Below are 12,214 nucleotides of genomic sequence, written 5' to 3'. Positions count from 1 at the left end.
TCGGGAAGCAGTGGGCATACCGGGATGGCAGCCGGTATGGTTATATTTCAGGTTAATTCGGTAAATTACGGAAGTACCAAAAAAAATCAGAAAACATGGACGCAACAGTTGACAATAAGCAAGCGCTGAAAGGCGCAGAGTTCCTGATAAAGGAAAGTGTACCGGAGGATGTGTTTACCCCCGAAGATTTTTCGGAAGAGCAGCTGATGATTAAAGACATGGCCGATCAGTTCATCAGTAAGGAGATCACCCCGATCGTTGACAGGATTGATAAACTGGAAGAGGGCCTGATGCCTTCCCTGCTGGAAAAGGCAGGCGAACAGGGGCTGCTGGGTGCTTCTTTCCCTGAAGAATACGGTGGGCTGGGTAAAGATTTTGTAACGGCCACCATCATCAATGAAGGGCTGGGCGCCGGTCACTCGTTTTCTGTAGCCATGGCCGCACACACCGGTATTGGCTCGCTCCCCATCCTCTATTTTGGTACAGAAGCCCAGAAACAAAAATATATTCCCAAACTGGCCACCGGTGAAATGAAAGGCGCCTATGCGCTTACCGAGCCCGATTCCGGTTCCGATGCGCTCGGCGCCAGGACTACGGCCAAACTCACGGAAGACGGCCAGCACTATGTGCTCAACGGCCAGAAAAGCTGGATCACCAACTCCGGCTTCGCGGACGTATTTACCGTATTTGCCAAAATCGACGGCGATAAATTCACCGCTTTTATCGTAGAGAAGGGTACGCCCGGCTTTACTTTGGGCGCAGAAGAACATAAAATGGGCATCAAAGGGTCTTCCACCCGCCAGATCTATTTCCAGGACGCCAAAATACCTGTGGAAAATGTGCTCGGCGTGATCGGCAAAGGACACCTGATCGCCTTCAATATCCTGAACATCGGCAGGCTCAAACTGTGCGCCGCCGCTCTTGGCGCTGCCAAGAAGTGTATCACCACTTCCGTACAGTACGCCAATACCCGTCAGCAGTTCAAACAACCGATCGCCAATTTCGGCGCCATCAAACATAAACTGGCAGAAATGGCCATCCGTACCTGGACAGCTGAATCTGCCCTGTTCCGCACCGCGCAGCTGATCGATGAAAAGGAAAAAGAACTGCTGGCCTCCGGCAAACCCTTCAACGAAGCCCTGCTGGGCGCTGCTGAAGAATATGCCGTAGAATGCGCTATTCTGAAAGTAAACGGTTCCGAAGTGCTGGACTACGTAGTGGATGAAGGTGTACAGATTCACGGCGGCAACGGCTTCAGCGATGAATACATCATCTCCAAAGCCTACCGCGATTCCCGTATCAACCGCATCTTCGAAGGCACCAACGAAATCAACCGCCTCCTGACACTGGACATGACGCTGAAACGCGCCATGAAAGGCAAACTGGACCTCATGAACCCTGCCATGAACGTCATGAAGGAACTGATGAGCATCCCCGATTTCGGCAACGACGATGAAAGCGCTTTCAGCAAGGAAAGAAAGCTTCTCGCCAACTTCAAGAAAGCCATCCTCATGACCGCCGGCGCCGCCGCCCAGAAACTCATGATGAAGCTGGAAACCGAACAGGAAGTACTGATGAATATCGCCGATATGGCCATCGAAACCTTTGTGGCTGAAAGCGCCCTCCTGCGCCTCCTGAAACTGGTACAACACAAAGGCGAAGCTGCCGCTGCCCTGCAGACAGACATCGTTCGTACCTACCTCTACGACGCAGCAGACCGTATCAACAAATCCGGTAAAGACGCTATCAACGCCTTCGCGGAAGGCGATGAACAACGGATGATGTTACTCGGCCTGAAACGCTTCACCAAAGCAGAACCTTTCAATGCAAAAGAAGCCCGCAGAAAAATAGCGGACCAGCTGATCGCAGAAAATAAATACATCTTCTAACATTTAGGGATTTTTTGATTTTCGGATTTTTTGATTTCGTCGTTTTTTACCCAAAATCAAAAAATCCGAAAATCCCTAAATCATTAAATATCAATTGCTTTCTCCTATTTCCCTCTTATCTTTACATGATTACGCAGGGATATGAAGCACGTATCGAGATTATTACTCCAGACATTAATTGCCATTGTAGTCCCCCTCCGGGCCAGCAGCCAGGCGTTTATCCGGCTCAGCCAACCTTCCCGGGAACAAAGTAATGTAAGCACCGCACGGCAGTTTATTGCCGGCAGGACCTGCACCGGCTGCCAGGTTACCATCAACGGGGAAAAGGTATACGTGTACAGCACCGGCACCTTTGCCGTGAAAAAAGAGCTGACAGAAGGAAGAAACGCTTTTACCATCGTAGCAGAAGATGATAACGGTAAAACCTATACGAAAAATATTACCTGGTATTATGCCCCGCCTCCGGCGCCCCGCGTCACCAGCGCCTTTCGCATAGACTTTATGGAGATCTTCCCCAAAGGCAACCTGGAACTGTCTGCAGGCGACACGCTGCATATCAAGATGAAAGGTTATCCCGGCGCAAGGGCCACATGGCTCAACAATGTACCGCTGCGCGAACTGCCCGCCTCCCAGAGCGGCGGCGTGCCCGGGTATTATACCGGCATGTATATACTGCAGCCTTCAGACTCACTGCTGAACGGCAGAATTTCCGCCCGTCTTCAAAACGGCAGCGAAACAGCTGTCCTGAACAGCACTTACCGGTATCGTATGATGCCCCACGGCACCCCATTGATGGGCCGTACCATCGACAATATGACCTATCTCACCTCTTCCGCAACCGGCGACCGGCTTGGCCCGGATAAAACCGGTTACCTCGACAAGGACGTGCTGCTGCAGGTGGTAGGCAAACAAGGTGATTACTACAAAGTACGGCTCTCTTCCCAACGGACGGCCTTTATCCCTGAGCCGCTGCTGGATACCGAAATACCGCAGGAAGCCCCGGCTGTCAGCATCGTATCGGATGCCAAAGTATGGGGCGACGAAAAGGCGGATTATGTATCCATAGAACTATCGGATAAACTGCCATACACCTCCACACAAATCGTATCTCCCGGAGAAATCATTGTGGATATACACGGGGCATATACAGAACAGGGTGTCAGCACGCTGCTGCAGGGAACCCGGGAAATCACCGGCGTACAATGGCAGCAGCCGGCGCATGATGTGTTTCGCATGGCCATCTCCCTGAAACACGCGCCGTGGGGATACCAGATCTACTATGAAGGTAACCGTATAACGGTAAAGGTTAAACGTGTACCGGAGAACCTCTCGCTGCGCGGCCTTGTCATCGGGGTAGACGCCGGCCACGGCGGCGGCAATATGGGCTCTGTGGGCCTTACCGGCGTCTATGAAAAAACACTGACGCTCAATCTGTCACTGCAGCTGAAAGCAGCGTTGGAAAAAGAAGGCGCCAGCGTGATCATGACCCGTACCAGCGAAAAGTTCGTAGCCAACGAAGACCGGCTGTCGCTCTTCCGCCGCGCTAATCCCGACCTGTTGCTGAGCATACACCTCAACTCTTCCGGCAACCCGGTAGATATATCCGGTACCGCCACCTATTACAAACATCCTTTCTGTGAACCGCTGAACGCCGCTATTCACCGGCGGTTGCTGGAAACAGGGCTAAATGATTTTAAAAACAACGGCGACTTTAACTTCATCCTGAATAACCCGACCGAGTTTCCGGATGCGCTTATTGAAACACTGTTCATCAGTAACCCCGGCGACGAAGAGCAGATACTAAACCCACAGTTTCAACAGGAACTGATCAGTAAAATTATGCTGGGCCTGAAAGACTATCTGAGAGGCCTGGCGGGTGGCAGATAGCGTCTTATCTATTGAAATAAAAGGGCTGATCCTCTGATCAGCCCTTTTATTTTTTAGCGGGTAGTTACCGTCTGCAGATATCTGGCGAGCCGGTTGATGGCTGCTGCCGCAGCATCTATCTGCTCACCGGCCTCTTTCCAGCGGCGCTGTTCCAGCGCTTCCCTTACCCCGGGAATGGTCTTTACGCCGTAACCGGTGTAGAAGCCGGGAGCATACAACGTATGTTTATACCATGGCCGGGAAGGCAGCCCCTTGCTGCTGAGCAGTTGTTGTTCCGCCTGATAAAGTTGTTTATTGAGCTGCGGTTTGCCGGTAGTCAGTTTACCCGTAAATCCCTGTGTCACGGTATCCAGCGCAGCGAGTGCATTTTGCAGCGGGCTGAAATCGATGTAAGGCACCATCGCGCGGGGAACCGGTGGCAGCAGGTGTTTGGCGGTGTCTGTAGCCAGCTGGTATTTATTTTCGCGGATCAACTGATTTTCGAGGGCAGTAGATTCGCGCAGGTCGGCAGCCAATGCTGTCAGCTCATTCACGTAGCCGTTGGCCGTTTCATAGAGTTTGCGGAAATCGAACGGCAATGTAACGGCGTTGGCAATACGTAATACTGTATGACCGGCAGTTTGTGACAGTACTACCCCGTAGCTGAAAGTAGGATCCTTGAACCGTATGTAGTTATCGTAGGAGTCGTAGATGGAATGATATTCGCCGCCGGCGTCTTCTCCGCCAAAGCCCAGGTCCAGCGAGGGAACGCCGAGGTGCTGGAGAAAGGAAGAGTAGTCGGAGCCGGAGCCCATGGCATTAATGGCAATGCCCTGGCGGGACAGCTTTTCTTTCTTTTGTTTGACGGTAGCCGCTCTCAGCACGTCGGCCGCCTGACGGCGGGCCAGTATGCTCACTTTTGTTTGCGGGTCGATGATATCGCGGCCTACCTGGTTGATCAGTGTTTCGAGGGCATGGGAGCCGCTGGCATTGAGGAAACCGCGGCCGTTGCTGTCGGAGTTGACGTACACCACTGCTTTTTCCTGCAGTTCGGCCGCATGATCTTCTACCCATTCGGTAGAACCCATCAGGCCAGGTTCTTCGCCGTCCCAGGCGCAGTATACCAGTGTGCGGCGGGGTTTGAACCCTTCTTTAACCAGCGCTCCGATAGCTTTGGCTTCTTCCAGTAGCGCTGCGAGCCCGCTGATGGGGTCGGCAGCTCCATTCACCCAGGCATCGTGGTGGTTGCCGCGTACCACCCACTGATCGGGCTCTTCAGCGCCTTTCATTTTAGCGATTACGTTGTGACAGGGACGTATCTGCCAGTCGAACGCCAGTTTGAGATGTACTTTGGTTTTGCCCGGCCCGATATGATAGGTAAAAGGCAGGGCGCCGCGCCAGGCATCAGGTGCTACGGGGCCATCCAGTGCTTTCAGCAGCGGAGCGGCGTCGTGGTAGCTGATAGGCAGCACCGGTATTTTCAGCAGGTTAGGCGCCTGCAGGCGGTCCAGCCTTTTAGCGGTAGCGGTAGAGCCCTCATTGGGCGTGAGCGGGTCACCGGGATAGATCACCATATCCATGATAGAGCCGCGCTGTACCCCATATTCGTTTTTGAAAGCGCCCTGCGGGTATACGTCTCCCGCAAAGTAGCCGTCATCTTTAGGATCGGAGTAGATGATACAGCCAACAGCGCCGTGTTCCTGTGCCACTTTGGGCTTGGTGCCACGCCAGGAGCGGCCGTATTTGGCGATGACGATTTTTCCTTTTACATCTACGCCGGCACGTTCCAGGTATTCATAATCTTCCGGGAGACCGTAGTTCACAAATACCAGCGGAGCGGTGACGTCACCATCGGCGCTCCAGCAGTTGTACGTCGGCAACTGTCCTTCCTGGTCGGAGGTGGCATCTTCCCTAAGTGCCGGTTCTTTTAATACAGCTTTATAGCTGGTGGGGCCGGTCATTTCCAGCAGGCGTTCTTTGGGCGTGGGAAACAATACCTGGTAGGTGACGATTTCAGCGTCCCAGCCATAGCTTTTAAAACGTTGCAGGATGTCTTCCGCCACCGCTTTCCCCTGGGCAGAGCCAATATGATGCGGTTTTGCGGAAAGGGCTTTAATAGCTTCCCCGATATGAGTACTGCTGAGATGCTGGTCAAAACGGGCTTCCAGTTGCTGCTGCCGGGCCGCTTCGCTGTCGGTGTAGCCCAGCATTTTTTTGTCCTGCGCCAGCACAGTACCGCTGGCACATACGCAGACGGCCAGCAGGCGGTAAAAAAGCGTTTTTTTCATAATAGAGGTTCAGATCTGTTGGTTGACAAAAAGAAAAGTTGGTATATCAGACAATATACAAATAGTCTACCATATCAATAGACCTTTTTGATGAAGAAATTATCAACATAACTTTTTGTTATTGTCCATAATCACAGGTTATAGGCCGAATAGTCCACTTCACCAGTAGATTAATGTATATTTGTAAACACTTTCATAGCTTTATCCCTGTGAAACCATCCGTTAACTTTTATAAAGAGGATTTATATGTCAAATACGATACAGGAGTTCAATGACTACCGCGGTAAGATGAACGAAGTGATTCTGGGAAAGCAGAACAAAGTGATTAACAGGCTGTTCAACCTCGATACCAATACCTATGCCGAGGGAGCGCTGAGTACAAAGACGAAAGAAATGCTGGGCCTGGTGGCGTCGATGGTGCTTCGCTGCGACGACTGCATCAAATACCATCTCGGCAAATGTCACGAGCAGGGCATCAATACAGAAGAAATGTACGAGATCTTTGCTGTGGCCAACATTGTAGGTGGTACGATCGTTATTCCGCACACCCGCAGGGCAGCTGAATATTGGGAAGAGCTGAATAATCAGTAACTTTACAGACTACATATAAACATACTCATATATACTTAACTCATACAAATGTCAACAGCAACTATAGCTCCGCAGGCCTTAACAGCCAAAGATTTTGCAACGGACCAGGAAGTGCGCTGGTGCCCTGGCTGCGGCGACTACTCTATACTTAAACAGGTACAAACCATTATGCCTTCGCTGGGCATTCCCCGCGAAAATATTGTGATCGTTTCCGGTATCGGCTGCTCTTCGCGTTTTCCTTATTACATGAATACTTACGGTATGCACTCGATCCACGGTCGTGCTACCGCCATCGCTTCCGGCCTGAAGGCAACCCGCCCCGAACTGAGCGTGTGGATCGTTACCGGCGACGGCGACGGCCTCTCTATTGGCGGTAACCACACCATCCATTTGCTGCGCCGTAATTTCGACGTGAATGTAATGTTGTTCAATAACCAGATCTATGGTCTGACCAAAGGGCAATACTCTCCTACTTCCGAAGAGAACAAAGTGACCAAATCCACGCCCTTCGGCAGTATCGACCACCCGTTCAACCCGCTGGCACTGGCACTGGGCGCTGACGCCACCTTCATTGCCCGCAGCATGGACCGCGACCCGAAACACCTGCAGGAACTGCTGAAACGCAGCCACGCCCACAAAGGCGCCTCTTTCCTGGAAATTTATCAGAACTGTAACATCTTTAACGATGGCGCATTCGAAATATTCACTGAAAAATCCAGCAAAGCAGAAGAGACCCTGTTCGTAGAACAAGGACAGCCGCTGATCTTCGGCGCACAGAAAAATAAAGGCCTCCGTCTCGATGGTATCAAACCCGTAGTAGTGGAACTGGGCAGCGAATACTCCGCCGCCGACCTCTGGATACATGATGAAAGCGACTTCTATAAAGCGCAGCTGCTGACCCGCCTGTTCGACGATCCGCGTATCGAAGGACACATGCCGCGTCCTTTCGGTGTGTTCTATCAAACAGAACGTCCTACCTACGAAGCAGTGATGGCCGCTCAGCTCGAAGACGCCCTTTCCAGGAAAGGCCCCGGCGACCTGGATAAGTTGCTGGCCGGCAATGAAACCTGGACCATAAACCCCTGATGGTCATACATTACCACCAATATTTTTATAAAAGCAGACCGCCCTTTGATAATGTCAAAGGGCGGTCTGCTTTTTATTGATCAGGACAAGACGTTGATGATCTCCCTGAATCTCATTGTATTATTCTTTTTTACTGTACTCCCCCGTTTCGTTCTCCGCTTCTGTCTCCGGGAAATCAGCAATAATCATGGCCATCACAGTTAATGGGCGAGCGATCCCAGCTCAAACATCACCTTGTACAGCAGCACCACGCCGAAGATGATCATACTTACGCCCGCCACGCGGTTAAGCCATTCAACGTTGGTGAGGGTGAGTTTATGGCGGATCTTGTCGGAGATAAATACCTTGAGGATATCCGCGGAGAGCACCAGGGTGAGACATACCGCATACATCACAAAGCGGTGCCCCACAGAGGTAGCGGCGTTGGCCACGCATACGCCCAGCCAGAAAATAATAACCCCGGGGTTCAGCGTATTCATGAGGAAGCCGGCCAGCCATATCTTCAGGTAGTCATGCGTGCGGAACATTTCCGGCTTTTCATCTCCGGTGCTGATTTTCACTTTTTTGAAGAACAGCCCGTAGACGCCCATGCCTATCAGGAGGAACCCGCCTACCACACCGATAGAGCGCTTGTATTCTTCCAGTCCGGTGATAAAAGAGGTGGCCAGGTTACCGGTCAGCACAAAGAAGATATCGCTCATAGACACGCCCAGCGCAAAGCTGATACCCGCCTTGAAGCCATTATTGATACTGTACTTGATGATGGCGAAAATTACAGGCCCCACCGATAACGACAGAAATAATCCCAGTCCTAATCCAGCTACAATTGATGTTATCATGTGTTTATATTCGGGGTCACGGGTTATGCCTGATGCTTCACTGTTTTACCGGTCAGGAATTTCTCCCAGTCTTTCAGTTTTTCTCCTTTCATGACCCGCGGGAATTTATTCATCGCGCCTTCCTTGCCTTTGCAACGCAGGTAATCGATAAACACTTCATTAGGCAGCACCTCTACAAACACGTCTTTCAGCGCGGAAGTTCTTTCCACCGCATAGTCATCGTTCACTTCGGCCAGCGTCTGGTCAATGATTTCCCGGATCCTGGCCACATCGGCCACTGGTTGGTCTGTACCGATATACCAGCGGTGGGCGAACAGGTTCTCATAAGGGAAACCTGCTACGGTAAACTCACGGATGGTGATGCTCATCTTTTTCTGTACCGTATCGATAGCCTTGTTCATATTGTCAATGCTCATGTGCTCACCGGCGAGGCTGAGGAACTGTTTGGTACGGCCCACGATCACGATTTCATGTTCTTTCACGGAAGAGAACTTCACCACGTCGCCGATCAGGTAACGCCATGCGCCCGCACAGGTGGACAGCATCACTGCATACTCCACATCTTCCACCACCTCGTTGATCATGTAAGATTTTGGGTTAGGCTTTACTTCTCCGTCTGCGTCGAAGTTTTCTTCGTTGAAAGGAATGAATTCGTAGAAGATACCGGCATTGAGCACGAGTTTGATGCCTCTTACACCGGGGCGTGCCTGGAAACCGAAAGAGCCTTCAGAGGCCATGTAGGTTTCGATGAAATTGATCGGCTTACCCAGTAACTTCTGGAAGCTTTCGCGGTAAGGCTCAAAAGATACCCCACCGTGGATATAGATAGCCAGGTTAGGCCATATTTCGTGAATATTTTTTACACCATGGTATTTGATGATCTCCTCAAATACGATCTGTACCCAGGCGGGCACGCCACATACGGTTCCTACGTCCCAGCTGGGCGCCTTGCGGACAATCAGCTTGATACGCTGCTCCCAGTTGGGTTTGCGGGAAATGCTGCCTCCGGGCTTATAAAAACGGCGGAACCAACGGGGGATGTTCTTGGCCTGGATGCCGCTCATGTCCCCTTCGTAATAGTCACCTTTCTCAAACAGGGAGGTGGTGCCTCCCAGCATCAGGATCCCTTTCGTAAACGATTTGGGCGGAACATTGAAGTTAACCATCGAGTACAACTGCTTCACCCCCACCTTTTTCACTGTCCGCAGCATGGCTTTGGTAACGGGAATATGCTTGCTCGCCGATTCGGATGTACCGGAGCTCAGCGCAAAGTACTTGATCTTCTCCGGCCAGCTGACATTGGCTTCCCCTTCCAGGCAACGATACCACCACTCCTTGTGCATCTTACTGTAGTTGTGCACAGGTATTTTCTCCCGGTACTGACCGATAAAATTCGGACTGTCCAAAATGTCCTGGAAATCGTAGTGCCGGCCAAACTCAGTATCCTTGGCCTTCTCCAGCAGACGGTGCAGCACCTGCAGCTGGTATTGGCGAGGTGTACCTAACTTAAACGTGAACTTCTTCCTGATACGTAGTGACCTGGAAATCAGATTACCTATGATGGCCATTAACTTTCCCTCTCTTTAATTGAACTGCAAAAATAAGTTGAATAATGAATATAAACGCGAATTACCAGTTATAGATTGCAAGTTAACTATTAACACATGTATTTTTTACTAATAAAATGATAAAATTGGCAACCGGCAATTGATAATTCGTTTTTACCTTTGCGGCATGCTAAAATCTACTTTACTCAAAGCTACTGAAGCCGGCGGAAAAATACTCCAACAATATTTTAACGGCGCTTTTGAAGTGAGCAGCAAAAGCACTGTCAATGATCTGGTAACGGAAGCGGATAAAAAATCTGAAGCGGTAATTATCGAGGTAATCCGCAACACCTACCCCGACCATTTCATTCTCAGCGAGGAAGTGGGCGCCATTAAAACGGACTCTGCTTATAAATGGATCATCGACCCTATAGACGGCACGGTTAATTTTGCCAATGGCATCCCTATCTGCTGTGTCTCAATAGGCGTGGAAAAAGAAGGAGAAATGGTACTGGGCGCGGTATACAACCCTTTTATGAACGAACTGTTCGTTGCCGAAAAAGGTAAAGGCGCCACCCTGAACGACAAACCCATTCATGTGTCTGCCAAGGCGAACGTGGCCACTTCCTGCCTGGTGACCGGCTTCCCTTATAAATGGGAAGAGAGTGATCAAAACCCGTTACAGGTGCTGACCAGCGTCATCAAACAGGGCATTCCCGTACGCCGCCTCGGCTCGGCGGCCATAGACCTCTGCTGGGTAGCCTGCGGCCGGTTCGACGGCTTCTGGGAACATCACCTCCAGGCCTGGGACAGTGCTGCCGGATACCTGATGGTAGAAGAAGCGGGCGGCAAAGTGACCCAATTCTCCGGCGACAAATTTTCCCCGTATCAAAAAGATATCCTGGCTACCAACGGCCATATCCATAGTGAACTGAGGAACCTCATTAACGGTAAATAAGTATTGGACAACATGGAAGAAAGAACAGAAATAAAAGACCTGGGCGAATTTGGTCTGATCGACTACCTCACCAGAAATATTGAAATACAAAACGCCAGCACCGTCCTCGGAGTAGGCGACGATGCCGCCGTCATCGACCACTTCGGCAAACAAACCGTGATCAGTACGGATATGCTGGTAGAAGGCATCCACTTCGACCTGATGTACACCCCGCTGAAACACCTCGGCTACAAATCGGTCGTGGTAAACCTTTCCGATATCTATGCCATGAACGCCACGCCCACACAAATCACCGTGAGCATCGCATTCTCCAATAAAGTGTCCCTGGAAGCGCTCAGCGAATTCTATGAAGGCATTTACGCCGCCTGTGAAAAATACGGCGTAGACCTCATCGGCGGCGATACCAGCAACTCCCAGAAAGGATTTATCATCAGCGTAACCGCCATCGGTGAAGTTACCCCCGACCAGTTCGTGAAAAGATCTACCGCCCAGAAAGGCGATCTGCTCTGCGTTACCGGCGATCTGGGCGCGGCCTACCTTGGCCTTACTCTCCTCGAAAGAGAAAAGAAAATATTTCTCGAAAACCCAGCGGTAAAACCCGATCTGGAAGATCAAACCTATATCATCGGCCGCCAGCTGAAACCGGAAGCCCGTAAAGATATCGTCGAATTCCTGCAGGAGCAGGAAATAGTGCCCACCGCCATGATGGACGTGAGCGACGGCCTTAGCTCTGAAATACTCCACATCGCCAAACAGAGCAATCTCGGCGTGGTACTGTATGAAGAGAAAATCCCCATTGCACAGGAAAGCAAGGAAATGGCCCTCAAGTTCAGCCTCGATCCTACTGCCTGCGCACTTAGCGGCGGAGAAGATTACGAACTGCTGTTCACCATGAAACAGCAGGACTATGATAAAATTGTGCTCAACGAGCAAATCAGCGTAATCGGCTATATGACAGACATCGCCGAAGGTGCACATATCCACACCAAGGGCGGCAACAAATTCAAGTTGGTAGCGCAGGGCTGGAACGCCTTTAAACAATAGTCACGCAAAGGAGTCACGCAAAGGCGTCACGCAAAGAGCGCAAAGGAGCAAAGAGCGCAAAGATTTTTTTAAGTTTAAATAAGAAAGCAAAGGAGCGGAGATCAAA

Annotated in this window: 9 protein-coding genes; 6 read left to right on the top strand and 3 right to left on the bottom strand. The window is 50.9% G+C overall.

Translation table 11 applies throughout. The features are described 5' to 3' along the window. Window positions 1-95: 95 nt before the first annotated feature. Together B5D63_RS16970 and B5D63_RS16965 are read left to right on the top strand one after the other, a co-directional pair. Window positions 96-1,889, top strand: coding sequence for an acyl-CoA dehydrogenase family protein (locus B5D63_RS16970; RefSeq protein WP_078669960.1), 1,794 nt, complete (start codon window positions 96-98; stop codon window positions 1,887-1,889). A gap of 141 nt (window positions 1,890-2,030) precedes the next feature. Beyond that, window positions 2,031-3,776, top strand: coding sequence for an N-acetylmuramoyl-L-alanine amidase (locus B5D63_RS16965; protein WP_078669959.1), 1,746 nt, complete (start codon window positions 2,031-2,033; stop codon window positions 3,774-3,776). A gap of 53 nt (window positions 3,777-3,829) precedes the next feature. Here B5D63_RS16965 and B5D63_RS16960 read toward each other — a convergent pair whose 3' ends face one another. After that, on the bottom strand, window positions 3,830-6,043 hold the full coding sequence (locus B5D63_RS16960) for a transferrin receptor-like dimerization domain-containing protein (RefSeq protein ID WP_078669958.1): 2,214 nt from the start codon (window positions 6,041-6,043) through the stop codon (window positions 3,830-3,832). Window positions 6,044-6,289: 246 nt separating this feature from the next. Between B5D63_RS16960 and B5D63_RS16955 the strand changes: the two genes are divergently transcribed. Together B5D63_RS16955 and B5D63_RS16950 are read left to right on the top strand one after the other, a co-directional pair. Beyond that, window positions 6,290-6,634, top strand: a complete 345-nt coding sequence (locus tag B5D63_RS16955) for a carboxymuconolactone decarboxylase family protein (protein WP_078669957.1) — start codon at window positions 6,290-6,292, stop codon at window positions 6,632-6,634. A 48-nt stretch (window positions 6,635-6,682) separates the two neighbouring features. Then, window positions 6,683-7,720 (top strand): 2-oxoacid:ferredoxin oxidoreductase subunit beta, encoded by a 1,038-nt coding sequence (locus tag B5D63_RS16950; RefSeq protein WP_078669956.1) that lies wholly within the window; start codon window positions 6,683-6,685, stop codon window positions 7,718-7,720. A 200-nt stretch (window positions 7,721-7,920) separates the two neighbouring features. Here the strand turns inward: B5D63_RS16950 and B5D63_RS16945 are convergent, their stop codons facing one another. Beyond that, window positions 7,921-8,559 (bottom strand): LysE family translocator, encoded by a 639-nt coding sequence (locus tag B5D63_RS16945; RefSeq protein WP_078669955.1) that lies wholly within the window; start codon window positions 8,557-8,559, stop codon window positions 7,921-7,923. Window positions 8,560-8,582: 23 nt separating this feature from the next. Further along, window positions 8,583-10,127, bottom strand: a complete 1,545-nt coding sequence (locus B5D63_RS16940) for a GH3 family acyl-acid amido synthetase (protein WP_078669954.1) — start codon at window positions 10,125-10,127, stop codon at window positions 8,583-8,585. 166 nt (window positions 10,128-10,293) lie between these two features. Here B5D63_RS16940 and B5D63_RS16935 point away from each other — a divergent pair, with 166 nt between their 5' ends. Together B5D63_RS16935 and thiL are read left to right on the top strand one after the other, a co-directional pair. Then, entirely contained in the window at window positions 10,294-11,064 is a 771-nt protein-coding gene (locus tag B5D63_RS16935; RefSeq protein ID WP_078669953.1) for an inositol monophosphatase family protein, read from the top strand. Window positions 11,065-11,076: 12 nt separating this feature from the next. Continuing rightward, window positions 11,077-12,108, top strand: coding sequence for a thiamine-phosphate kinase (thiL, locus tag B5D63_RS16930; RefSeq protein ID WP_078669952.1), 1,032 nt, complete (start codon window positions 11,077-11,079; stop codon window positions 12,106-12,108). The last annotated feature ends 106 nt before the right edge of the window (window positions 12,109-12,214 follow it).

Origin of the sequence: Chitinophaga eiseniae, assembly GCF_900167135.1 — a bacterium.
Lineage (GTDB): Bacteria > Bacteroidota > Bacteroidia > Chitinophagales > Chitinophagaceae > Chitinophaga > Chitinophaga eiseniae.
Note: the sequence above shows the minus strand (reverse complement) of the source record. Positions and strands in the feature narration are given on the sequence as shown.